The sequence below is a fragment of the Aliidongia dinghuensis genome (assembly GCF_014643535.1).
Taxonomy (GTDB): Bacteria; Pseudomonadota; Alphaproteobacteria; order ATCC43930; family CGMCC-115725; genus Aliidongia; species Aliidongia dinghuensis.
Window position 1 is genome coordinate 261,288 of record NZ_BMJQ01000004.1, and the last position, 23,716, is coordinate 285,003.

General features: G+C 67.3%; 21 protein-coding genes and 1 tRNA gene. 12 read left to right on the forward strand and 10 right to left on the reverse strand.

The features are described from left to right. Positions 1 to 69 precede the first annotated feature (69 nt). Both IEY58_RS09465 and IEY58_RS09470 read right to left on the reverse strand, forming a co-directional pair. The gene (locus IEY58_RS09465; RefSeq protein ID WP_189044955.1) at positions 70 to 867 is read right to left on the reverse strand and encodes a phosphodiesterase; all 798 of its coding nucleotides are present in this window, start codon (positions 865 to 867) and stop codon (positions 70 to 72) included. Positions 868 to 929: 62 nt separating this feature from the next. Beyond that, a tRNA-Cys gene (locus IEY58_RS09470) sits at positions 930 to 1,003 on the reverse strand. A 242-nt stretch (positions 1,004 to 1,245) separates the two neighbouring features. On the opposite strand from IEY58_RS09470, the gene IEY58_RS09475 reads away from it, so the two are divergent. From IEY58_RS09475 to IEY58_RS09495, 5 genes are all read left to right on the forward strand, one after another. Beyond that, on the forward strand, positions 1,246 to 1,920 hold the full coding sequence (locus IEY58_RS09475; RefSeq protein ID WP_189044957.1) for a protein-L-isoaspartate O-methyltransferase family protein: 675 nt from the start codon (positions 1,246 to 1,248) through the stop codon (positions 1,918 to 1,920). Between the two features lie 8 nt (positions 1,921 to 1,928). Further along, positions 1,929 to 2,258, forward strand: coding sequence for a rhodanese-like domain-containing protein (locus tag IEY58_RS09480; RefSeq protein WP_189044959.1), 330 nt, complete (start codon positions 1,929 to 1,931; stop codon positions 2,256 to 2,258). Continuing rightward, the gene (locus IEY58_RS09485) at positions 2,258 to 3,703 is read left to right on the forward strand and encodes a TolC family outer membrane protein (protein WP_189044961.1); all 1,446 of its coding nucleotides are present in this window, start codon (positions 2,258 to 2,260) and stop codon (positions 3,701 to 3,703) included. The genes IEY58_RS09480 and IEY58_RS09485 overlap by 1 nt, the downstream gene beginning before the upstream one ends. 133 nt (positions 3,704 to 3,836) lie before the next feature. Next, a complete protein-coding gene (locus IEY58_RS09490) occupies positions 3,837 to 4,349 on the forward strand; it encodes a DUF2497 domain-containing protein (protein ID WP_308422404.1) in 513 nt (170 codons plus the stop codon). A gap of 168 nt (positions 4,350 to 4,517) precedes the next feature. After that, a complete protein-coding gene (locus tag IEY58_RS09495; RefSeq protein WP_189044965.1) occupies positions 4,518 to 4,910 on the forward strand; it encodes a RidA family protein in 393 nt (130 codons plus the stop codon). Between the two features lie 13 nt (positions 4,911 to 4,923). Here the strand turns inward: IEY58_RS09495 and IEY58_RS09500 are convergent, their stop codons facing one another. Then, complete coding sequence (locus IEY58_RS09500) at positions 4,924 to 5,679, reverse strand: FadR/GntR family transcriptional regulator (protein WP_189044967.1); 756 nt, start codon at positions 5,677 to 5,679, stop codon at positions 4,924 to 4,926. A 154-nt stretch (positions 5,680 to 5,833) separates the two neighbouring features. On the opposite strand from IEY58_RS09500, the gene IEY58_RS09505 reads away from it, so the two are divergent. Beyond that, positions 5,834 to 6,637 (forward strand): SDR family NAD(P)-dependent oxidoreductase, encoded by an 804-nt coding sequence (locus tag IEY58_RS09505; protein WP_189044969.1) that lies wholly within the window; start codon positions 5,834 to 5,836, stop codon positions 6,635 to 6,637. 51 nt (positions 6,638 to 6,688) lie between these two features. On the opposite strand, the gene kdgD is transcribed toward IEY58_RS09505, so the two are convergent. Then, positions 6,689 to 7,612 (reverse strand): 5-dehydro-4-deoxyglucarate dehydratase, encoded by a 924-nt coding sequence (gene kdgD / locus IEY58_RS09510; RefSeq protein ID WP_229743609.1) that lies wholly within the window; start codon positions 7,610 to 7,612, stop codon positions 6,689 to 6,691. A 144-nt stretch (positions 7,613 to 7,756) separates the two neighbouring features. Between kdgD and IEY58_RS09515 the strand changes: the two genes are divergently transcribed. The 3 genes from IEY58_RS09515 to IEY58_RS09525 all read left to right on the forward strand — a co-directional run bounded on the left by IEY58_RS09515 (position 7,757) and on the right by IEY58_RS09525 (position 11,399). Then, positions 7,757 to 8,842 (forward strand): lysine-2,3-aminomutase-like protein, encoded by a 1,086-nt coding sequence (locus IEY58_RS09515; protein WP_189044971.1) that lies wholly within the window; start codon positions 7,757 to 7,759, stop codon positions 8,840 to 8,842. A gap of 104 nt (positions 8,843 to 8,946) precedes the next feature. Further along, complete coding sequence (locus tag IEY58_RS09520; RefSeq protein WP_189044973.1) at positions 8,947 to 10,053, forward strand: hypothetical protein; 1,107 nt, start codon at positions 8,947 to 8,949, stop codon at positions 10,051 to 10,053. After that, positions 10,050 to 11,399 carry a hypothetical protein gene (locus IEY58_RS09525; protein ID WP_189044974.1) on the forward strand — a complete coding sequence of 450 codons (1,350 nt, stop codon included), beginning with the start codon at positions 10,050 to 10,052 and terminating at the stop codon, positions 11,397 to 11,399. The genes IEY58_RS09520 and IEY58_RS09525 overlap by 4 nt, the downstream gene beginning before the upstream one ends. 19 nt (positions 11,400 to 11,418) lie before the next feature. On the opposite strand, the gene IEY58_RS09530 is transcribed toward IEY58_RS09525, so the two are convergent. The 4 genes from IEY58_RS09530 to IEY58_RS09545 form a co-directional block, all read right to left on the reverse strand. Then, positions 11,419 to 12,186, reverse strand: a complete 768-nt coding sequence (locus tag IEY58_RS09530) for an exodeoxyribonuclease III (protein WP_189044976.1) — start codon at positions 12,184 to 12,186, stop codon at positions 11,419 to 11,421. A gap of 38 nt (positions 12,187 to 12,224) precedes the next feature. Next, positions 12,225 to 17,012, reverse strand: a complete 4,788-nt coding sequence (locus tag IEY58_RS09535) for an FkbM family methyltransferase (protein ID WP_189044978.1) — start codon at positions 17,010 to 17,012, stop codon at positions 12,225 to 12,227. A 157-nt stretch (positions 17,013 to 17,169) separates the two neighbouring features. Continuing rightward, a complete protein-coding gene (locus IEY58_RS09540; RefSeq protein WP_189044980.1) occupies positions 17,170 to 18,453 on the reverse strand; it encodes a tetratricopeptide repeat protein in 1,284 nt (427 codons plus the stop codon). 47 nt (positions 18,454 to 18,500) lie between these two features. Beyond that, a complete protein-coding gene (locus tag IEY58_RS09545; RefSeq protein WP_229743610.1) occupies positions 18,501 to 18,857 on the reverse strand; it encodes a HesB/IscA family protein in 357 nt (118 codons plus the stop codon). A gap of 188 nt (positions 18,858 to 19,045) precedes the next feature. On the opposite strand from IEY58_RS09545, the gene dgt reads away from it, so the two are divergent. Beyond that, a complete protein-coding gene (dgt, locus tag IEY58_RS09550) occupies positions 19,046 to 20,395 on the forward strand; it encodes a dGTP triphosphohydrolase (RefSeq protein WP_189044982.1) in 1,350 nt (449 codons plus the stop codon). A gap of 17 nt (positions 20,396 to 20,412) precedes the next feature. Here dgt and IEY58_RS09555 read toward each other — a convergent pair whose 3' ends face one another. Both IEY58_RS09555 and IEY58_RS09560 read right to left on the reverse strand, forming a co-directional pair. Then, positions 20,413 to 20,850, reverse strand: coding sequence for an SRPBCC family protein (locus IEY58_RS09555; protein ID WP_189044984.1), 438 nt, complete (start codon positions 20,848 to 20,850; stop codon positions 20,413 to 20,415). Positions 20,851 to 20,911: 61 nt separating this feature from the next. Then, positions 20,912 to 21,841, reverse strand: coding sequence for a LysR family transcriptional regulator (locus tag IEY58_RS09560; protein ID WP_189044986.1), 930 nt, complete (start codon positions 21,839 to 21,841; stop codon positions 20,912 to 20,914). Positions 21,842 to 21,957: 116 nt separating this feature from the next. Between IEY58_RS09560 and IEY58_RS09565 the strand changes: the two genes are divergently transcribed. Continuing rightward, the gene (locus IEY58_RS09565; RefSeq protein WP_189044988.1) at positions 21,958 to 22,698 is read left to right on the forward strand and encodes an SDR family oxidoreductase; all 741 of its coding nucleotides are present in this window, start codon (positions 21,958 to 21,960) and stop codon (positions 22,696 to 22,698) included. A 19-nt stretch (positions 22,699 to 22,717) separates the two neighbouring features. Continuing rightward, positions 22,718 to 23,617: an SDR family NAD(P)-dependent oxidoreductase gene (locus IEY58_RS09570; protein WP_189044990.1), complete on the forward strand. Its 900-nt coding sequence runs from the start codon at positions 22,718 to 22,720 to the stop codon at positions 23,615 to 23,617. Positions 23,618 to 23,716: the final 99 nt, after the last annotated feature.

Here is a 23,716-nt window from a genome sequence, read left to right on the forward strand (position 1 = left end):
TTGCTTCATGCGAACGCTGAAATGCCCGATCGGTTTCCCAAAGGCTTCGCGAATCGGAAAAATAGTCGGTCACTTGCCATAAGGATAGGGACCGTCGAACCGCCCGATCGGCAGGATATGGCCGACGAGCCCGATGCCGTCCTCCCAATGCAGCAGCTGCAGAGCCGGCGGCTCATATATATAAGCAGCGGCCGCGCCGGGCCGGAGGTCGAGCGTCACGGCGTGGGTCGAGCTGGGCGCCGTACTGGCGATGGTCCCGGCCCAGCGGCGCTGCATGGCGCGATGGACATGGCCGGCGATCACGCGCTCGACCTGCCGATGGCGCGCGATGACGGCGGCGAATGCGTCGGCGTCTTCGAGACCGACGGCATCCACATGGCTGATGCCGGTCGGAAAGGGCGGGTGATGCAAGGCCACGACCGTCGGGCGCGCCGGCGCTTCTGTCAGCCTATGGTCGAGCCAGGCAAGCTGCTCTGGGCCGAGCCGGCCCCGCCCCATGCCCTCGATCAGGGAATCGAGGCAGATCAGCCGCACCGGAAAGGACTCGACCGTATAAGCGAACAGGTCCGTGGCGGGCAGGACGCCCAAGTCGGCGAAGGCTGCGCGCAAGGGTGCGCGTCGGTCATGGTTGCCGGGCAGCACGACGAACGGGGCGGCGAGCGCGGCCAGGATGCGGCGCAGCTCCGCATATTCCTCCGGACGGCCGCGTTCGGTCAGGTCGCCGGTGATGACGACCAGGTCGGGCGGCGTCGGCGAATGGCCGAGGCAGCGGATCGCCTCTTCAAGCGCCGCCGTCGTGTCGGCCCGACCGAACAGCCGCTCGCCCGGGGCGCAGATGTGAGGATCGCTGAGTTGCGCCAGGATCATCGCGGCAGGGCCGGTTTCCCGGTCATCGCGTTGCGGCGGTGACGATGCTCGCTGGAAACGGGTGGAGGCCGGACCGAGAATCGAACTCGGATACGAGGATTTGCAGTCCTCTGCATAACCACTCTGCCATCCGGCCACCCGTGGGAGGCGACGATATAGGCGCCAAACCAGGGGCGGGTCAAGCGGCTCCGGCGGAAAGGCGATCTGCGCGCGGTGGAGGGCCGACGGAATAGCTGGGGATCGCATTGTTTTCCGTGCGATCCGGCTTTATACCTTGCCGGCGAGCAAGATGCTGCACCGCCCTCGCGACGGGCGGCTGCTGCCGTTTTCCTGATGATTTCAAAGTCGCCGTTCTGGCGCCGAGCGCAGATTCCTGACATGACCGATTACGCCAAGGTTCGCATGAATATGGTCGAAAGCCAGATTCGACCGAACAAGGTGACCGATCCCGCGGTGCTGAGCGCCTTTCTGGAGGTGCCGCGCGAACTGTTCGTGCCGGAGGCGTTGCGGGGGGCCGCCTATATCGACGAGGACCTGCCGGTCGGCGGCAATCGCTTTCTGATGGAGCCGATGGTGCTGGCGCGCCTGCTGCAGACGGCGGCACCGCGCCCGACCGAGCAGGCGCTCGTCGTGGCGAGTGGCGCCGGCTATGACGCGGCGATCCTCGGGCGCCTCGTCCAGGGCGTCGTCGCGGTCGAGGCCGATGCCGCCCTCGCCGAGGCCGCGCGCGCGGCCTTTACTGCTTGCAACACGGGCAACGTCACGCAAATCGTCGCCGATCCCGCGGCAGGACACCCGGCGAAGGCGCCCTATGACGTGATCCTGCTGGCGGGCTCCGTCAGGCACCTGCCGGATGCGCTGACGCAGCAACTGGCCGAAGGCGGCCGCCTCGTCGGCGTGGTTAAGACGGGCGAGGGCGCTATCGGCCAGGCATCGGTCGGCCAGGCCGTGCTGATCGAGCGCGGTCCGGGCGGCTTCTCGCGCCGGGTGCTGTTCGACGCGGCCGTTGCCGAGCTGCCCGGCTTCGAGCCGGCGCCGGCCTTCGTCTTCTGATCCCGGTCATGACGGACCAACCGGTCAGCGTCACGGTCGCCGAACTCGATCGCCGCCGCCGTGCCGGCGAGGCGCTCGTCATCCTCGACGTCCGGGAGTCTTGGGAACTGGAGATCGCTCGGTTTCCCGACGCACTCACGATTCCGCTTATGAGCCTGCCGGCGCGCGTCGGCGAGGTGCCGACGGATCGGCCGGTCGTCGTGGTCTGCCACCATGGCATGCGGAGCTACCAGGCAATGTCCTGGCTCAGGCAGAACGGCGTCGCCAATGCGATCAATCTTGATGGCGGGATCGACGCGTGGGCACGTGAGATCGAACCGACGATGGGAGTCTACTGATGCCGACCACGCCGAACCGCCGGGTGCCGCACCTTCGTCATGTCGGCGCCGTCTCCATCGTGGCATTGGGGGTGGCGGCCGGGCTGCAGCCGGGCCATGCCGCGGCCCAGACGCTGCAGGACGCCCTGGTGCAGGCCTATCAGAGCAATCCGCAGCTCTTGGCCGAGCGGGCCAATCTGCGGGCGACCGACGAAGGCGTCCCGCAGGCGCTGGCGAATTGGCGCCCGACCGTGCAATTGTCGGCCTCGCAGGGCTATACCCACGTCGACAGCACATCGCCTGAGGCGGTGACCAACGTGCTGGGGCAGCCGACCGGCAAGACGGCCGACGTCTCGGGCAGCTCGAACAGCCACCCGCAGACCTACGGCGTCTCGATCACCCAGCCGCTCTATCGCGGCGGGCGCACCGTCGCCCAGACCGCCGAGGCGCTGAACCTGGTCCAGGCCGAGCGGGCGCGTCTCGTCGCGGAAGAACAGACGATCATGCTGACCGTCGCCACGGACTATATGAACGTGGTGCGCGACCAGGCGACGGTCGATCTCGACATCAACAACGAGCAGGTGCTGAAGCGGCAGCTCGAGCAGACCCAGGACCAGTTTCGGGTCGGCGAGGTGACCCGGACGGACGTGGCGCAGGCCGAGGCGTCCTACGCCCAGGCGATTGCGACCCGCCAGGCCGCCGAGGGCGCGCTGCAGGTCGATCGCGCCGCGTTCGAGCATGACGTCGGCATTGCCCCGGGCAAGCTTGTGGCGCCGACCGGTTTGCCGCCGCTGCCGACCAAGCGCGAGGCGGCAGTCGACTTGGCCTCGACCAGCAACCCGAACGTCATCGCCGCCCAGTTCGCACAGCAGGCGAGCGAAGACAACGTCAACGTCGTCCGCGGTCAGCTCCTGCCGCAGGTCGGGCTCACCGCTTCGTGGCAGCACGCCAAGGATTCGACGAACACCGCCGGCCTGCGCGCGGACGACGCGCAGGTCGTGGCCCAGGTCACGATGCCGCTCTACGAAGGCGGCGCCATCTATTCGCAGACCCGCCAGGCGAAGCAGACCGTGGCGCAGCGCAAGAGCCAGGTCGACGACGCCCGGCGCGTCGCCGTCCAGTCCGCCGCATCCTTCTGGGAGCAGATGTTGTCGGACCGGGCGACGATCACGTCGCTGCAGGCCGCGATCCGGGCCAACGAGATCTCGCTCGACGGCACTCGCCAGGAGGCCGCGGTCGGCCAGCGCACTGTGCTCGACATCCTGAACGCCGAGCAGGTGCTGCTGCAGTCGCGGGTCAATCTCGTGTCCTCGCAGCATGACGAGATCGTCGCCGAACTGTCGCTCGCCTCGGCGATCGGCGCACTCACCGCAAAAAATCTGGGCTTGCCGGTCGAACTTTATGAGCCCGACAAGAATTTCAACGAGGTTCGCGACAAATGGGTCGGCTTCGGCTCCGCCGAATAGTCCTGGTTTCCGAAGCCTGCCGCCGGGGAACGCTTCCCTTTGCGTTTTTCTCGCCGAACGTTACAGTCCAAGCCTGCTTTTCGCACGGGTGTGAGCGCTAATGTCCGAGGCCAAAGGTCAACAAGAACCCTCGATGGAGGAGATCCTCGCATCGATCCGTCGGATCATCGCCGAGGACAATGATGCGGAGAAGCCGGCCGAGGAGGCTGCGGCACCGCCGCCGCTGCATGTCGCCGAGCCGGAACCAATCTCTGCGCCGGCACCGGTAGCGGCAATGAAGGATGACGTGCTCGAATTGACCGAGGTGGTCGAGGACGAGCCGGAGCCTGAGCCGCAAGCACCCTACGAGCCGGAGGAGCCGCTGTTCCAGCCGCGCCGCTTCGAGATGCCGGAGGACCCGACGGAGGGGCTGGTATCGCGGGCGACTGCCGCCGCCTCGACCGCTGCCTTTGCCGCCATGCACAGCCGCGTACGCGAGCGCCGCGACAGCGACGTCTATCTGGGCAATGGCGCCATCACGCTCGAGGAGCTGGTCAGGGAGCTGCTGCGGCCGCAGCTGCAGGATTGGCTCGACCGGAACCTGCCGGGCATGGTGGAGCGCCTGGTGCGCGAGGAGATCGAACGGCTGGCACGCGCTGCGAAGTAGCGCGGCGGCCGCTCGAGATCGCGACATGCGGGTCGGCACTGCCGGCCCGTTTTCGTTTCGGGTCGGGTGCCATGCTTCGTCCGCGAACGAAGCGTCTCGCCTCGACCGGCGGCTCTGCCGCCGCCATCATCGCCTTCCCGATCATCAAGCCGCATCCGGGGAAGGGCGATGAAACGAGAAGTGATCCGCGTCGAGCCGATCTCGACCTATCTTGAGCGATTCCGCGCACCGGCGTCGGCCGTCACGCGCGGTGGCGGTCTGGTCTTCGTCTCCGGGCTGCCGCCGTTCGATCCGGCAACGGGCGAGATCGCCCAGGTTCCGCTCGAGCGCCAGGCGGAGCTGGTGCTCGACCAGCTGAAGCTGTGCCTCGAAGCGGCGGGAACAAGCGTGGACAATGTCCTGAAATGCAATGTGTTCTGTACGTCCGCCGAGAAGTTTGCGGCGGTGAACGCGATCTATGCCCGCTATTTCCCGGTCGATCCGCCGGCTCGCATCTTCGTCTGCGTGCCGGAGTGGAGCGGACCGTTCGACATCGAGGTCGATTGCGTGGCGGTCGCCTGACGGGGCTTGGTTCCTAACTCTCGGCCGGCTCTGCGCCGCGCCGCTCGAGGGCGGCGCGCAGCCGTTCCCGGCTGTTGGTCAGATGCAGGCGCATGGCGGCACGCGCGGCCTCGGCATCGCCGCGCGCGATCGCCTGCTGGATCTGGGCGTGCTCCTGCTGGATGCGCTGCAGATAGGCGACCTTGCCCTCCGGATCGTTCTTGAACAGGTCGAGCCGGGCGCGCGGCACGAGCCGCGGGGCGAGCCGGCCGTAGAGCTCGGTGAAATAATGATTGCCGGTGGCGCGCGCGATCTCCTGATGAAAGCGCACGTCGTGCTCGGCCGAGCTGTCCGGCCGGCTGAGGCTCGCCTCGAGCGCGTCGAACGCCTGGCGCAGCGCCGTCAGCTGCTCGCTCGTGCGCCGTTGGGCTGCGAGTGCCGCCGCTTCCGATTCGAGCGCGATGCGGATTTCCATCACCTGCAGCACGTCCTTGACGGTGCTGAGGTCAGCATCGTCGAGCTGGAAACCGAGCGAGGAGGGCGGGTCGAGCACCCAGGCGCCGCGGCCCTGTTGGGTCGCGATCCGGCCGGACGAGCGAAGGCTCGACACGGCCTCGCGCACGACGGTCCGGCTGACGCCATAGAGCGCCATCAGCTCCCGCTCGGTCGGCAGGCGGTCGCCCGGCTTCAACTCGCCCTTCTCGATGCGCGCCGACAGGTCGCGCAGCACCTGGGTCGTCAGGCTGTCGCGCTGGCGGTGCTCGATGGAACGGCCGAACAGGGGAGGCATGGGCGGGGAGGTCCTTGGAGAATATCGCCAGTTGTCGATGCTTTATGGGCGGCGGTCCCGCCGGCTGGCAAGCGGCCGGCGAGGACTTGCCGTCGTTCCAATCCTACCATATGTCTGTTGTCGTACAAGGAAACCCCAATTGGAGGAACGAAGCATGGCCGAGCATCCCGATTATCGTGCGCTGTTCGACCTCACCGGCCGTGTCGCGCTGGTCGTCGGCGGCGGCTCGGGGATCGGCGAGGCGGGGGCGCTGGCGCTCGCCGCCCATGGCGCGCGCGTCGCCGTCGCCGACGTCGACCAGGCCAAGGCGGAGGCGACGGTGGCCCTCATCACCGAGCGCGGCGGAACGGCCTCGGCCCATGTCGTCGACGTGCGCGACACGGCGAGCGTCGATCGGCTGGTGGCGACGGTCCAGGCCGCCGAAGGCCGCATCGACGTTCTGCTCGACATGCCGGCAATCAACATCCGCAAGCGGCTTGCCGATTATACGGACGAGGAGTTCGACCGGGTCGTCGACCTCAATCTCAAGGGCACGTTCCGCGTCGCCCGGGCGGTTGCCAAGGTCATGGCGGCGCAGAAGTCCGGCTCGATGATCCTGATGTCGTCGATGCGCGGCACCAGCGTCGAGCCGGGCCAGAGCATCTATGGCTCGACCAAGGCCGCGATCACGCTGCTGGTCAAGGGGCTGGCCAGCGAGATGGCCGAGCATAATGTGCGGGTGAACGCGCTCGCCCCCAGCATCATCGCGACGCCGATCAACGCGGTGATCCGGGACAATCCGGCCTGGAAGGAGGCCTATGCCTCGCGCACCGCGTTCGGCCGGTGGGGCGAGACCTATGAGATGGCCGGTCCGATCGTGTTCCTTGCGTCCGACGCGGCGAGCTATGTCACCGGCACGACGCTTTATGCCGACGGCGGTTGGACCGTTGTCGACGGCCGGTACAAGCCGCCGGTCTGAGGTCGTGCTGATGGAGGCCCGGTGCGGGTGGCGTGCCCGCACCGGATTCGATCATTGCTGCCCGAGCTTGGCGATGAGGGCGGCGAGCGCAGCCGTTTCGTCGGGCTTGAGGTCGGACAGCGGCGAGCGGACCGAGCCCGCCGGATGGCCAGCCACGGCGGCACCGGCCTTGATGATGCTGACCGCATAGCCCGGCTGGCGGTTGCGGATGGCGAGATAGGGGAAGAAGAACTCGCGCAGCAGCCGGCCGCAGGTCGCGTGATCGTCCGCCATGACCGCGTCGTAGAACTCGAGCGCGGTCTTGGGGATGAAGTTGAACACGGCCGAGGAGTAGGTCGGCACGCCCATGGCCTTGTAGGCCTGGGCATAGACCTCTGCCGTCGGCAGCCCGCCGAGATAGGTCAGCCGGTCGCCGAGCGTATTCCAGATCGAGACCATCGCCTCGATCTCGCCGACACCATCCTTGAAGCCGATCAGGTTCGGGCAGTCCTGGGCGAGGCGCACCATGGTTTCGGCCGTGAGCCGGCAAGTCGCGCGGTTGTAGACGATGACGCCGAGCTTGGTCGCCCGGCAGACCGCGGTGATATGGGCCCTCAAGCCCTCCTGGCTCGCCTCGGTTAAATAGTGCGGCAGCAGCAGCACGCCGGCGGCGCCGAGCCGCTCCGCCTCCTGCACGTACTCGATCGCCATGCGCGTGCCGTAGCCGGCGCCGGCGATGATCGGCGTCCGGCCGCGGCAGGTCTCGACCGCCGATCCTACGACCCGGCTATATTCCGGCAGGGTGAGCGAGAAGAACTCGCCCGTGCCGCCGGCGGCGAACAGCGCGGAGACCTTGTAGGCCGACAGCCATTCGAGTCGGGCGGCATAGGATCTGGCGTCGAAATCCCCGGCCCCGTCGAAGTCCGTCACGGGGAACGACAATAGGCCGGTCGGAATCGTCGCCTTCAATTCCTCGGGCGACATCAGGGAAGGCATGGGATCTGGGCTCCTGGCGGCGGGTGTGAAGGTTAAAGATAATACATCGTACAAATTTTCTGGACCAACGACAAGCAGCTGGATGCCTCCCTTGTCAGGGCGGCGCTTGTCGGATGGCCGGCGCGGGCTTAAGGACAAGGGATCATGTCCGATCCTGCGATCCTGCCGACCGGCGGAAACCGGCCGCTGCGCCGTCCCGACGAACTGGTCGAAGCCGGGCTGGCGCCGGCCGACCGGCTCGCAGCCCTCGAACGGGTCGCTGCGCGCTATGCGATCGCGATCACGCCGGCGATGGCCGATCTGGTCGATCCGACAGATCCGGACGACCCGATCGCCCGGCAGTTCGTGCCCGACGAGGCCGAGCTCGACCATCGGCCGGAGGAACTGGCCGACCCGATCGGCGATCACAGCCATTCCCCGGTCAAGGGCATCGTCCACCGCTATCCCGACCGGGTGCTGCTGAAGCCGTCGCACGCCTGCCCGGTCTACTGCCGGTTCTGCTTCCGGCGCGAGATGGTCGGGCCGGGCGGCGAGGCGCTGACGCCGGCGGAGCTCGCGGCCGCGATCGGCTACATCGCCGACCATCCCGAGGTCTGGGAGGTCGTCATCACCGGCGGTGACCCGCTCATGTTGTCGCCGCGGCGCTTGGGCGAGCTTGTCCGCGCGCTCTCGGCCGTGCCGCATGTCGCCGTCATCCGTTTCCACAGCCGCGTGCCGGTCGTCGATCCCGGGCGCATCGACGCCGCCCTGGTCGCAGCACTGGCAACCGACAAGGCGGTGTGGGTCGCGGTCCACGCCAATCACGCGCGGGAGCTCGGCGACGAGCAGGCCGCGGCGTGCCGGCGCCTTACCCAGGCCGGCATCCCGCTCATCGGCCAGAGCGTGCTGCTGAAGGGCGTCAACGATGATGTCGCGACGCTCTCGGCCCTGTTGCGCCGCATGGTGGCGCTCAGGATCAAGCCCTATTACCTGCATCACGGCGACCTGGCGCCGGGCACCCAGCAGTTCCGCACGTCGATCGATGAAGGCCAGGCGCTCGTGCGCGCGCTGCGCGGCGCGGTCTCAGGCCTGTGCCAGCCGACCTATGTACTGGACATTCCAGGCGGGCACGGCAAGGCACCGATCGGACCGGATTTCCTTGCGCGCGATACGGCCGGGCACTGGCTGGTCACGGATTTCCGTGGGCAGTCCCACCGCTATCCGCCGCCCGCGACCGAGGATAAGGGCTGAGGCAGCGACGGCGGCCGTTCAAGGCCCTTGTCTCGGTTGTGCTCGAACCGACATGCTAGCCCGCGTGGAGCGGGCGCGGGCCCGCGGGTGATCCCGAGAGCCTATTGAAACAGAACCGCCTTTACCTGCCGTCGACTTTCGAGGAGCGCGGCACGGCCGCGCCCTTCACGACGCCAATGTTCGTCTTGAGCCGCGTCCGTCCGGACGAGCGCCACGGCTTGGTTCTGCTGCTGCCGAGTTTCGTCGGCACCGAGGGATCCTATGTTGTGCCCTGGAGCGCGGTCCAGGAGATCGGCGGCATGTCGACCCACGACCGGGCGCTGCACGAGGAGATCCTGGCGGCCAAGGCGACCTCGCCGGACGAGATGCGGGCGGCGGCCTTCAAGGTGGCGGCGACCGGGCTCGCCGGCCCTCTGGCCGCCGAATCGGCCAGGCAGGCGATCGCGGCGGACCGGAAGAAGATCGACGAAACCCATATCCTGCTGATCCTGGCGCTCCTGACCTCGGCCGGCATGACCACCCGGGAACTGACCGAGACCGATCCCGAGACCGACGAATGGCGCGGCAAGACCAAGGCGATGCTGACCCAGGCGGCCGGGGAGTACGGCACCGACATCGACCAGGTCTATCATCGGATCGGCGAGCTTAGCCGGGCGCTGGCCCCGGTCGGCCTTGCGATTTCCCGGCAGGAAGCCCGGCTTCGGCAGATGCTGCAGCGTCTGGGCGAATTTCGCCAGTCGATCGCCGAGTGGGCCGAGCAGGATGTGTCCGACATGGCCGAGGGGGCATCGTTCGCGGCGGGCGTCGCCGACCTGACGCTCGATCTCGCCGGCAAGATGTTCCGCAGGCTCGATGTCGCGGTCAGCGACATCGGCAAGGTCGTGCGCAACTGGGCGGCGGAAGGGCCGCAAGCGCGCCGTCTGGCCGGCCGGCTGTCGTGGCTGCTCGACGGCTGGGAGACCGTCATGGAGCTGTGGCGCAGCGTGGCCGATCAGCCGGTCGATGTGCAGCGCGACGGCGTCACCAACCTCATGCGGGTGCTGCCGCTCATTCCGCGGAGCGAAACCGAAGATGACGGCAGCGAATTGGGCAGGCGCTGCGAGATCTTCCGGCACACGCGCTTGCAGGCCCATGTCGACTGGCGTACCGGGAAGTACGATGTCGAGCTCGTTTCCCGCATCGAGCAGATCAAGGCGAGGGCGACGGCATGAGCGATCCCAGCAATACCGGTGGGGGCGGGAGCGACAAGGCAGCCGCCGCCATGCACGATCTCGAGCGGCCGCTCGAACATATTTCCGAGGCGAAATTCCGCGAGATCGCCCGCCTCCTGGAAGAAGTGCACGAGCAGCCGGGCGTGCAGCGGATCCTCGACCATGTCCGCCCGCGTCTTGCCAAGCTCAGGCCGGGGCGCAAGCCGAACCTGCAGCGCCTGTTCTACCAGCCGCTCGAGGACCTGCTGGTGCCGGACGGGGCGCCGCCGAACAACGGTCTGTTGCCCCGGCATCTGGTGGCGCTGGTCTGGCGGCAGGTGGTCAAGACCGGTGATGCGGAGACGCGCAAGCGGTTCGAAGACGCGCTCCGCCGCGCCAAGGCCGACGACCGGGCGACCCAGGCGGCCGTTGCGAAGGAGCTGTGGCCGTGGGCCGCGGCGATCATCGCCGCCGTCGCCGGCAACCAGGGAGCCGCGAAGGCGATGCTGGGGAGCCATGCCGGCCTGCTCCCTGAGTTGATCGAGGTCGCGACGCTGCTCGAACTCGCCCCGGCGGTCGAGCGGCTGAAGGCCGAGCTGCCGCCTCGGCCGATCCACGGCCTCGCCGACGAGCAGATGGGCCAGATCCGCCGGATCATCGCCGACAGCACCGGCGGCGACGCCCAGAAGGTCTATGTCATGGTGCTGATCGCCATGGTGCGCATGGCGAAGCGGGCGGATTTCCTCGAGAGCATCATGGGCATGACGCTCGGGCTCGCGGCGACCGACAAATCCGCGGTCTACATGCGCCTCTCTCGGCTGGTCATGACCGAGATCAGTGACCGGGCCCGGCAGATGGCCGAGACCGACCGCGCGAACCTGGTCGGCCTCGCGGACAGTGCCCGTTCGCTGGTAACGGGCGTCGTCGCGGCCGAGCGAGCGCTCAAGAACGACCCGCAGGCGCGCCGGGAGTTGAGTGAAATGCGCAAGAGCGCCGAGAAGACCGTGAGCCAGGTCGTCGACACCGCGAAGGGCGCCGTCACCGTTGCGATCGCGGAAGGCCCCGGCGCCGGCCTCGAGGCACAGGTCGAGACCGAGAACAATATCCTGGCGCTCCGCAAGTGCCAGACCTTCGCCAACCATATCGGGCTCGACCGTGCCGTCGAGGGCGCCTTGGGCGGCATTGTCGGCGAGGTGCGCCAGAAGGCCGACGGGTTGTTCACCGCGTTGCGGGCTGCCGACAGCGAAGCGCCACCCCGCGATACGGCGCAACAGCAGATGTACTGGGCCGTGCGCATGACCGAGCTTGCCGGCAATCCCGACGATGCCGACAAGCTGCGCCGCGATGGCCTGAAAGCGATCGGCTGAAAGCGATCGGCTGAGCTGGTTACGCCAGGTCGAGCACGACCGGTGTGTGGTCCGACGCCTTCTCCCGGCCGCGCGGCTCCTTGTCGATCTCGCAGCCCTGCGCCCGGTCGCTCGCCCGGGGCGACAGCAGGAAATGGTCGATGCGCAGGCCCTCGTCGCGATACCAGCGGCCGGCCTGATAATCCCAGAACGAGTAGCGATGCGGCTCGTCGTGGAACAGGCGATAGGCCTCGGTCAGGCCGAGGTTGAGGAGGGAGCGGAACTTGGCGCGGCTTTCGGGCCGGCAGAGCGCATCCTCGCGCCAGCCGACCGGGTCATAGACGTCGTCGTCGGTCGGGCAGATGTTGTAGTCGCCGGCGAGCACGAACGGCTGCTCGGTCGCGAGCAGCCCTCTGGCATGGTGATAAAGCCGGTCCATCCAGGCGAGCTTGTAGGGATATTTCTCGGTGCCGACCGGATTGCCGTTCGGCAGATAGAGCGAGGCGATGCGCACGCCCGCGACCGTGCCCTCGACATAGCGCGCCTGCTCGTCGGCCGGATCGCCGGGCAGGCCGTAGAGCACGTCCTCTATCGGCTGCCGCGACAAGAGCGCCACGCCATTGTAGCTCTTCTGGCCCAGCACATGCGCCTCGTAGCCGGCGCTCTCGATCTCGAGCCGCGGGAAATCCGCCGTTTGGCACTTGATCTCCTGCAGACAGACGACGTCGGGCTGCGCCGCCTCGAGCCACGCCAGCACGTTCGGCAGGCGGGCCTTCAGCGAATTCACGTTCCAGCTGGCGATCTTCATTTGGCTTCCCCTGCGCGCCTGTTCGAGACGTTGCTTTGTCACCTCACGAGCGCAGGGACGGAGGATTCCTCGGCAGCCGTCGCCCCCTCATGCTCGACGTCGATGTCTTCGAGCGGGAGCGGCGCCCTGAGCGACTTGCTGGCACGTAGTCCGTGTAGCATGCCTTTCAGCCGCCGGGCGAGAATGTCCCAAGACCGCTCCGCGAGCCAAGCGGCGGTGATCTCTTGGAGATGTGCCCGGCGTGGCTGATCGCGCAGCAATTGATCGAGGTCGCTCACCATTGCCGCCACATCAATGGCAGCGAAGCGATGCACGGCATCGTTGGCTTCCTCGAAGATTGCCGTTGGCGTGACCGCCACCGGCACACCGCTCGACAGCGCAATCCGCACGGCGCCGCTGGCCGATTCTTTGCTCTCGTCGTACGGCAGCACCAGGAGGTCGCAGCTGCTGAGTTGCCGCATGCTCGTCTCGTGCGGATTGAACGCCGTGTCCCATTCGATCGCATCGCTCACGCCGAGTGCAGCCGCCAGCTGGCGGCAGCGCTCGATCTCCGCCGCGGATTCTGGTGCGGGGTACTCGGCATTGACGAGCCGGAGCTTCAAATTCGGCCAAGCCTGCCGCAGTTGTGCGACGCTCTCGATCAAGCGCGGGATGCCCTTGCCGGGCAGGAAGAAGCCGTAGCAGCCGATGACAGGTGCATCGCTGGGCGTCAGGGGGCGAGCCGCCGCAGTCGGTGCGCGAGGCGGTACGCCGTGCGGGAACAGGGTAACGTTCGCCGTCAGTCCCAGGTCTTTGAGCAGGTTCAGATCCGCCACGCGATGGACCAGGATACGAGTGGTCCCTCTGAGCGCATCGACGACATTGCTGCGCTCCTCTTCCGGCAGATCGAGCAGATGCAATGCCGCATGAAGGGTGACGACGGTGATCCTGTTGCGAATCCGTTGATCCTTGAGCAAGTGCGCCAGATCCGGCCACAAGATCAAGCCTGGTTGATGTTGAATGACAATGGCATCGGAGTCCGCGGCAGCGACGGCCCTGGCAAGGTCGTCCAGGCTGTCGGAATCCGCCAGGGCCCAGCTTGGATCGATATGAAGCCCGTTTGCCTCGGTCGATGGAGGGGTGCGCCCGTCAGCCAGAACGAGCATGGGCGCCGTCCGCCCGCCATCCGGCTGGGCAAGATAGTCCATCAGAAAGCGAGAATATTCCGCGACGCCACACCGGACGCCCCAGGTTGAAATCCACGCGACCCGCAATGGCTGCGACGGCGGCGCCGTCAGAGCCTCGACTGCCGCCGCTCTGACGCGACGGACCCAATCTTTGTGATCAAGCCGCCGGCGCACGGCCGCCTGAGCACGGCGAGCACGATCGGCAGACCCGCCGCTGAAGCCGTCCTCGAACGCTTCTCGCAGGGCGGCCGTGAGATCATCCTGGTCCGGCTCGACCCAGACTGATCCCGACACGGCCACGTGGCTGCCCGAAGGTTGAAAACGAAAGTCGACGAAACGCGCTTCGGTCGGCTTGCAGAAATCCAAGTGCCCGCCGTAGCCCGTCACGATCAATGGAACGCCTGCGGCCATGGCCTCCGCTGCCGGAAGATTGAAACCCTCTCCGCGGGTCGGCAGTACCAGGGAATCTGCATCCGCATAGAGTTCGAGCATCCGGTCAATATCCAGATCCTCATTAATCATGACGATCTCGGCCACGTCCGGATCGCGAATACGCAGCGCCTCAATCTGTTCCGGAACGTCATTGTGGGGGTTCGGGAACCCTTTGATGACCAGGCGGACGTGGTCGGTCTTGCGGAAGGCGCGAGCGTAGGCTGCCAGCAGCACGTCCACGCCCTTGCGAGGGAAGCAGGAGGATACGTGGAGAAACGTAAAGTGCCCGTCCTCGTGCCGGGCAGCGCGCCGCTTCAGACCGAGACGGTAAAACTCATCAAGATCGGGCGGCTGGCCTGTCGTTCGGACCGGGATCGGCAAGCCCGAATCGACAAGTGCCTTCGCGACCGAGGCAGCCGGGACGAAGACCCCGTTGAACCCCGCTGCGAGCGTGTCGATCGTCGCTGGCGGTACGAGGGATTCCTCCCAAGCGAACAAGGCGAAGGCTGCATTGCCGATGTTTTCCGGGACCAGGACTGGGTAATGCTGACTGATGACGAATTCTGGCCCGGTCGGCGGTGCTGGGCGCGATGCTAGGGCGGCCACTTGTTGAGCATCGCGAGACGGTACGCCCGATAGGTCGTCGACCGGCCCGTTCTCCCATGGAATAATCCGGACAGCGCCAGGAACGTGAGCCTCGTAGGTTAGCGCCATCATTCGGTTTATGGTCGCGAGGCTGTACGTGCCGTTGATATGCCCGGTAACGGCCACGCGCATGTTGTCGACTACCGACGACACGGTCGCGTCTCGTGGCGATGCGGCGCCGGCAGTGAGCAGGGCTTGGACCAGATGTGGCATCTGATGCTCGAGCCGGAAACCATCCAGGACTGCACGTTGCCGGGCGACGATTTCTCGCCGCCGCTCGGGTGACGCTGCAAGGTCGAGGATCGCGGCCGCGACGGTCCCGGGCGAGCGGTCCGCCAGCAGCACGCCTGCACCGCCGAGCGTGTAGGGCACGGCGCCGCACGGCCAGGCGATTACCGGCACGTCATGGGCCATCGCCTCGATGAGCGGCACGCCAAATCCTTCATGCTTGCTCAGCGATACATAAACGTCTGCCTCTCCGTACCACGCGTGCAGTTCGCTGTCCGAAACCGGTCCGGTGAGGAATACCTCGTCCTGAAGGCCGTGCTGGGTTATTCGACGAGAGATTTCCGTCGGGTAGGGAGCATCAGGCGCTGCCGCGCGCCCGACCAGCACGAGCCGGCAAGGCTCGCCCCATGCGCGGCGGAATTCCGCAAAGGCGTCGACCAGCTCGGCCTGTCCCTTGGAGGCAACGACGCGACCGACGAAGAGGATGGTGAAAGGCGCGTTCGCCCGTCGGTTCGGCCGCTCGCCAGCTTTAGCGATGAGCGCGCTTGCGTCAAACAGCAACGGGCAGGCAATTGGCGCGTCATACCCATAGGCACGCAGCTCGAGAGCATTGTACTCGCTGGCGGCGAGGGCTGCAGATACATGTGGTCGTAGCTGCTCGAGTTGTCGCAGCCCCAATTCGGCGTAGGCCCGCGTCGATTGAGAATCGTCCAGAAACTCGGACGGCGTGATGTTGTGGTACATCAAGACTTTGCGCACTGGCAAAGCCAGGATCCGGCCAAAAGCGTCATACCCCATCGAATGATGCACGATCAGCGCGTAGTCCGCGTGCTGCGGCAGGTCATCAATCTCCAGCAGGCGATCGGCGAGATCCGGAGCCCGATGCTCGACAAAGATGTCGCTCTCATAGCCCATGGCGCGAAGCTGCGCCTGGATTAGGAACATCGAATTGGTGACTGCGTCGCCAACCGCCGAGCCGGAATGAAATTGGTGAACCTTGTGGGGTCGGATGCCGTGCGTCGGCGCCGATCGTGAGTATTGCTGGCGGAATTTGCGGGTCGAGGCGAAGCCCCGATAGACCGGCGCCATGAGGGCTGAGGCCTTATAGGCGGCGTCCCGTCGTTGCAGCCATTGCCACGGGCCGGGAATGATCCGCTCGAGTCCCGCCCCGACGCGGGCGCTCCCCGGGAGGCGGGCGGCGGCCCGTGCGACCACATAGAACAGCACGCGGGAACTGCGTTTGAGAAACCCGGCATCGGTTCCACCGACACGCTGCAGACGTTCCGCGCGCGCCGGCGGCATTCCGGCCTCAATGAGGGCGCTTCCCACCCGCCCGCGCGCGACGAAGGTCGCGGCGCGCAGCGCGGCGGTAATGCGCCATGAGTGGCTTCGATGGGGCGCTTGAAGCTGCGCCTCGCGCTGGCGCAGCATGTCCGAGTTGATTCGGCCCTTCTCGATTTCGGTCCTGAGCAGGGCTTTCAATTCGGTGATCTGCAGGGTCGCCTTCCGCGATTCTTCCTCCGAAGCCTTCGCGCGCGTCCGTAAATCAGCCTCTAACTTACGGGCCCGATCCTCCGCCGCCCTGGTTGCGACGATCTGATCCTGGAGCGCGTGGCGTGAGCGCGCGGCACGCGCTTCCGACTCCTGCATCCGGATGACGGATGCCTCGTGCATGTTGGTGGTGAAGCCGTCAAACACATTGGGCGGATAGTGAAGGGCCGACGTCAGCTCGGCATGCTCTTCGGCCACATAGAATCTGTTCAACCCATCGGCGTAGGCGAAACGGTAGCGATGGGCGAGGACGAGCGGCTCCCACTCGTCAAACGTCTCATCCTGGGAATTTGGCCGCGTCGCTTCGATGACCAGGATCCAGGGGCGCCAGCGCTCGAGGTCGAAACCCTGCAAGACCGCCTGCTCGCCGCCTTCGACGTCGATCTTGAGAAAATGGATGTCGCCTGTGACATGCGCCGCGCAGATCTCGTTCAGCGTCAGCACCTCGACTTCCAGGGTGTCGACGTCGAAACCTTCGCGTCGGTGCTGCGCGGCGATATCGGCGCTGGGCGTCGACAGCCCCGTCTGCGGGACCTCGTGAAGCGTGAGCATGCCACGCTCGCTGCCGGCGGCGACGCGCAGGTTGATGTCGTCCGGCCGCTCATGCGCCAGCCTGTCGAAATAGAATTGGGTGGGCTCGATGTTGATGCCGTGCCAACGGCGGGCGTAGAACGCCTTCGTCACGGAATCGACCGTCGGGTCGTTCGCGCCGACATCGATATAGAACCCCTTCTCCACATGCTTCAGGGCACGCCAGAGCATCACGTCTTCAAAGTTCTGCGCATAGGAGACGAAAGCTGTCATCGAGAGGCGGACCTGCGGGCGTAGTCTCGGCGCCGGAACAATCGGCGCATGAAGGAATTGGCATCGGCACGCACCATGGCCGCCTGCGGGCGGCAGGGTCAAGCCGCGATGCACTCCGCCTGTGCCCGGTCAGGGCTGCCCGCCTGGTGGTGGCCGGCTATCTCGCTGCCGGCCGGTCGGCTGTTGCCGCATCGCGCGCAGTCGCAGAGACCGGCGTGCCGGTAACGGACAGCAGGTCGCCGGGGGCTGCGACCGGCGCCTCCGGTGCGGCCCGCACGGCGGCCGCGTGATAGCCATGGCTTGCGGCCAGCCCCTGCCAGCGTTTCGTCTCTGCCGGATCGGGCGGCACGCCGCGGCCGAGTTGATAGGCGCGCGCGAGATTTGCCATGGCGACCGCAAGGTTCTGTGCGGCTGCCCGGCGGAACCAGCGCGCGGCTTCGGTCGGATCGGCCGCGACGCCGCGACCCTGGTCATAGAGCACGCCCAGGTGGTTCTGCGCCTCGGGCAGGTTGCCCGTGTCCGCCGCCATGCGGAACCACCGCGCCGCCTCGGCTGGGTTCGCCTGGCCGTCGGCGAACCCCTGCTCGACGATGACACCCAGGCGATAGGCTGCCTGCGGCACGCCCAAGTCGGCCGCCCGCCGGTACCAGCGGGCGGCTTCGGCATAGTTCCGCGCGACGCCGCGTCCCTGTTCGTAGAGTGCGGCCAGATGGGTCATCGCCGGACCGTCGCCAGCCTCGGCGCCGCGCCGGTAGAGTTCGAACGCGACGAGATCGTTCGTCGGGCCGCCGCGTCCCCGTTGGCGGAACTGACCCAGGAGGTCGAGCGCCGGGGCGTAGCCCTGGCTGGCCGCGCGTCCCAGGTAGTCGACCGCCACGGCATCCGCGTCGGGCGCCGTCACATGGCCGTTGGCGGCGCATAGCGCATAGCGATATTGCGCCACCGCCAGGCCTTGGTCGGCCGCCTGCTTGTAGAGGGCAACGGTCTCGGCGAACGGCGGCACCGTGCCGAGGCCGCGGTCGTGCAGATATGCCAGGTCGTATTGCCCCATGGCGAAGCCCTGGAGCGCGGACAGGCGGAACCATTTCTCCGCCTCGCCATAGTTCTTGGCCACGCCCAGGCCGGATTCGTAGAGGCGACCCAGGTTGTTCTGGTCGGACGCGCTGCCGGCCAAGGCGGCGAGCCGGTACCATTTCGCGGCCTCGCGATTGTCGTGCGGCACGCTGTGCCCGGTCTCGTAGGCCCAGCCGAGCTCGTTCTGGGCGGTCGTGTTGCCGGCGAGCGCATAGCGCTCGATCACCGGCAGGCTCATTGTGGCGTTGCCGGCATCGAGGGTGCGGATCGCGTCGACGAGATCGGCTGGGTCGGCCGCAAGCGCGAGCGTCGGCGCGGCCGCCAGCCAGACAAGCGTTAAGCAGAGGGCGCGTCGGCCGCCCGTCATTATGGATGGCCAGTCATTACGGATGGCCAGTCATCGCAGAAGACGCGTCAGATCGAGAAGGACATGCCGCAGCCGCACGACGAGCTGGCATTCGGGTTGCGCATATGGAACTGCGCCCCGGACAGGTCCTCGACGAAATCGAGTTCGGCGCCGGCCAGCAGATCGAGTGACGTATCATCGATCACGACGGTGGCGCCGTCGCGTTCGAACGCGTGGTCGTCCTCGTGCCGCTCGGTCGAGAGCTCGAAATTGTACTGGAAGCCGGAACAGCCGCCGCCCGAGACGCCGACGCGCAGGAAGGCTCCGACGACGGCCCCTTCCGCCGTCGCGGCCTTGCGGATGCGCCGCGCTGCGCTTTCGCTGATCAGAAGCTGCCGGGTTCCGGCCATGCCGCCTTCGGCCATCGTCGATATCTCCACCCGAACATCGGGACTGAGTGTCAAGTCGGCCCATATGTGGGGCGCCTCGTCCCGTGTTTGTAGGACAGCGTCGTCGAAAACCCAAGCGTTCGCCGCGCAGGGTTGCTCGACGCGCAGGGTTGCTTGGCGCTAGGGTCGAAGCGGTGCAGCCGAAGAGGATAGGACCCAGGGACATGATGCGTTGGCAGGAGCTATTGTCGACCCGCCGCCTCGGGCAGCGCACGCCGCGGCGGACCGACGATCACCGCTCGCCGTTCGAGATCGACGTCGATCGTTTCGTGTTCTGCAGCGCGTTCCGGCGTCTGCAGTCGAAGATGCAGGTGCATGGGCCGTCGTTGCAGTCCGATCAGCCGGGTGACTATGTGCGCAACCGGCTGACCCATTCGCTCGAGGTCTCGCGCGTCGGCCGCAGCCTCGGCCAGATCGCGGGGCAATATCTGATCCAGCGCGGGCTGGCCGAAGGTGTGACCGCCGCCGATGTCGGCCATATCGTCTCCGGCGCCGCCATCAGCCATGACGTCGGCCAGACGCCGTTCAGCCATCAGGGAGAACAGGCGATTTCCGCCTGGTGGACGACGAGCCCGATCGCGGCCGAGATCTTGGCCGGCCTGCCGCCGGAATGGGCGTGGGAGCTGACGCGGTTCGAAGGCAACGCTTTCGGCTTTCGCATGCTGACCCGGCTCGAGGGCTGGCAGCCGAATGGCGGCCTGCAGCTGACCTGTGCCACGCTCGGCGCTTTCTCGAAATATCCCTGGTCGGGCGTGCTGCCGCCGGACCGGCGGCCGCATCCGATGAAATACGGCATCTTCGCGAGCGAGCTCGACCTGTTCCGCGAGGTGGCGGAGGCGACGGGGCTGATCGAGCGCGAGCCTGGTATCTGGTGCCGGCACCCGCTGGCATATCTGACCGAGGCGGCCGACGACATCTGTTATCGAATCGTCGATGTGGAAGATGCGGTCCAGGTCGGCTCCCTGCCGTTCGTCGAGGCCGAGGAGCTGCTGGCGCCGCTCGCCGATCTCGAGGCCGGCGTCTATGCGGGCCTGGTCGGCGTCGAGCGCAAGCTCACATATCTGCGCGCCCGGGCGATCTCGACTCTCATTACCGACACGCTCGACGTCTGGCGCGACCAACACGACCGGATGCTGGCGGGCGAGGCGATCCCGGCGCTGCTCGACGTCTCGCAGCACAAGGCCCAGCTCGACCGCATCGCGCGCATCACCAAGAGCAAGATCCTGCGCGGCGAGCGGCGCGCCGAGACGATGCTGATCGCGAGCCGGACCATCGATATGCTGCTGGACGGCATCGCCGGCATGCTGCTGCGGCGCGAGCGGACGAAGCGCGACGACGAGCTGGCGCTCAGGGATAATGCGGTGCTCGACATGCTGAACCGCGGCCGCGATCCGTCGCGCCCATTCTCGCGCGACCGCGCCCTATGGGTGCGCGAGATGATGGATACGATCGCGTCACTCACCGACCATGCGGCGATCCGCATGGCCAAGATCATCGCCGGCGGCCTCGGCTGAGAGATCAGGCGAGGAGATCAGGTAAGGCTGGCCGCGACCCGTTCCAGGCCGGTGAGATAGCGCTGCCAGCCGTATTGGGCACCCTGGAAATTGCGCTCGTCCTGCGGTCCGAAACCTGACTGCTCCATGCGCACGAGCACGCCGCCCTGCGTCGGTGTCAGCGTCCAGGTGACGACGGTCTTGAGGCCGTCGGCCGCATCGGTCGTGTTCCAGCTGTAGGATAGGCGCTCGCCCGGCTCGACCGCCAGCACCTCGCACTCGAGGATGCCGTTCCAGTGAGGCATCGGCTCGGTGCGGAAGTTGAAGCGATGGCCGACCACCGGCTGGAAGTCGTTCTTCATGAGCCAGTCCTCGAGCAGCGCGCCCTCGGTGAGCGCGCGCCAGACCTTGTGCGGCGGGTGCGGCATCTCGCGTTCGATGACGAGGGAGCGGGTGTCGGCGTCGGTTCGGATCATGGGGTCGTCCTGTCGCGGGTTGTGGCCGGCTGTCAGCGATGGACAATTCATAACTCAATGGTTATTGATTTGTCAAACCCGCGGAGCGTACCCGCCCGTCCGTGCTGTGCCGGGCGAATTCCCGGATCAGCCAGTCGATGAACACGCGGACGCGCGGCGAAAGCTGGCGGCTGTGGGGGTAGAGCAGCGAGACCGGCATGGGCTCGGACGGGAACGCCTCCAGGATCGGAACGAGCGTGCCGGCGTCGAGCTCCCGCTCGACGTGGTAGCGCGGCACTTGGATCAGGCCCAGCCCCTGTTTCGCCGCGAGCACGAAGGTCTCGGCGGCCGTCACGGAGACGGTGGCCGGCAGCACCACGGGCTTTTGTGCGCCGTTGATCCTGAACGACAGGGGCAGCGGGCTGCCCGTCGCCGACGAGACGAAGCCCACCATACGGTGGCCGTCGAGCGCGTCCGGCGTCGCGGGCGTGCCGAACCGTGCGAGATAATCGGGACTGGCGCAGGTCACCTCGTCGAGCAGGGCGATGCGGCGTGCCACCATGCTGCTGTCCCGCGGGTCGCCGGCACGCAGCACGCAGTCGATGCCTTCGCGCACCAGGTCGACGAGCCGATCGCCTTCGCCGATGTGCAGCTCCAGCTCCGGATATTGCGCGAGGAAGGTGGGCAGGGCGGGCAGCATGAAATGCCGGGCGAGCGTGCCGTGCACGTCGACGCGTAGCAGGCCGCGCGGCTTCACGTCGCGGAACCCGGCCTCCGCCTCTTCAATGTCGGCCAGGATCGCCAGGCAGCGCTGGTAATAGGCCTCGCCGTCGAGCGTCGGGGCGACGTGCCGGGTCGTGCGCTGCAGCAGGCGGGCGCCCAGCCGCGCCTCGAGCTGCTGCACCGCTTCGGTCAAGGTCGAGCGGGGCAGGCCCAGATCCGCCGCAGCCTGTGTGAAGCTGCGCCGCTCCACGATCCGCGCGAACACCCGCATGGCGTCGAACCGGTCCATGATGCCTCGCTATTCGGAAATCCCGAATAGTATTGCCAAACATAGGGTGATTATCCAGATCGGGCGAAGGCTCATGTTTTTCCCGGGCCGCCATCCCGGCGGCGACGGAGAAGGGAATGAGCACTCACTCGAACAAGGTCGCGATCGTCACCGGCGCGTCGCGCGGCATCGGCGCCGCGGTCGCCGAGCGCCTCGCCAAGGACGGCTTCACGATCCTGGTCAATTATTCGGGCGACGCGGCGCCGGCCGAGGCGCTGGTCCAGAAGATCGAGGCCGCCGGCGGCAGCGCCCGTGCAGCCAAGGCCGATGTCAGCGATCCGGCGGCGGTCCGCCGCCTGTTCGATACGGCCGAGGCGGCGTTCGGCGGTGTCGATGTGCTGGTCAACAATGCCGGCATCATGACCCTGGCACCCATCGCCGAGGTCGAGGATGCGGCGTTCGACCGGCTGATAGCGGTCAACATCAAAGGCACGTTCAACACGCTGCGCGAGGCGGCGCGCCGGCTGCGCAATGGCGGCCGGATTATTAATTTCTCGTCGAGTGTGGTCGGCCTCTACCAGCCGACCTACGGCGTCTATGCCGCGACCAAGGCGGCGGTCGAGGCGCTGACCTCTGTGCTCACCAAGGAGCTGCGTGGCCGCGCGATCACGGTGAATACCGTTTCACCCGGCCCGACCGCGACCGACCTGTTCCTCGTCGGCAAGCCGCAGGAACTGGTCGACCGGCTCGCGAAGATGGCGCCGCTCGAGCGGCTGGGCACGCCGGACGATATCGCCGCGGCGGTCGCCTTCCTGGCCGGGCCGGACGGCGCCTGGATCAACGGCCAAACGCTGCGCGCCAACGGCGGCATCATCTGACATCGGAAGGAGGGGACCCATGAAAAGCGTCATCGTCGTCACCGGCGCGTCGAGCGGCTTCGGCCGGCTCGCCGCCGAGGCGCTCGCCCGGGCCGGCCACGCGGTCTATGCCAGCATGCGCGAGATCGCTGGCCGCAACGCGCCGCAGGCCGCTGCCATGCGGCAATATGCCGGGGCGCACGGCGTCGATCTGCGCCCGATCGAGCTCGACGTCGCATCCGAGCCGTCGGTCGGCGCGGCGATCGCCCGCATCGTCGCTGAAGCCGGCCGGCTCGACGGGATCGTGCACAATGCCGGTCACATGGCGTTTGGCCCGGCCGAGGCGTTCACGCCGGAACAGTTCGCGGCGCTCTACGATATCAACGTGCTCGGGACCCAGCGGGTCAACCGGGCGGCCCTGCCGCATCTGCGGCGCCAGGGCAGGGGGTTGCTCGTCTGGGTATCCTCCAGCAGTACGCGCGGCGGCACGCCGCCCTACCTCGCGCCCTATTTCGCCGCCAAGGCGGCGATGGACGCGGTCGCGGTCAGCTACGCCGGCGAGCTTGCGCGCTGGGGCATCGAGACCTCGATCATCGTGCCGGGCGCCTTCACCAAGGGCACCAACCACTTCACCCATGCCGGCGCGCCGGCCGACCAGGCGCGGGCTGCGGAATATGCGGCGGGACCGACGGCCGACCTGCCCAAGGTGGCGCTCGAAGGGCTGGCGGCGCTCGAGCCGCCGGAAGCGGATGCAACCGCCGTCGCGGAGGCCATCGTCCGGGTCGTGGACGCGCCGTTTGGCAAGCGGCCGTTCCGTGTCCACATCGACCCGTCGGACGACGGGGCCGAGGTCGTCAACGGCATGGCCGACCGGGTGCGGGCGGAACTGCTGCGCCGCATCGGGCTCGCCGACGTGCTGAAGCCGCGCGCGGCCTCCTGAGGCTGCAAGCGGGCCGGACTCGCCTAAGCGCCGGCCCGCAATCGATCGTTGCCTGGCGAAATTGCAAGGGGCGGCTGCCCGAAGTCTCTATGGACGGGG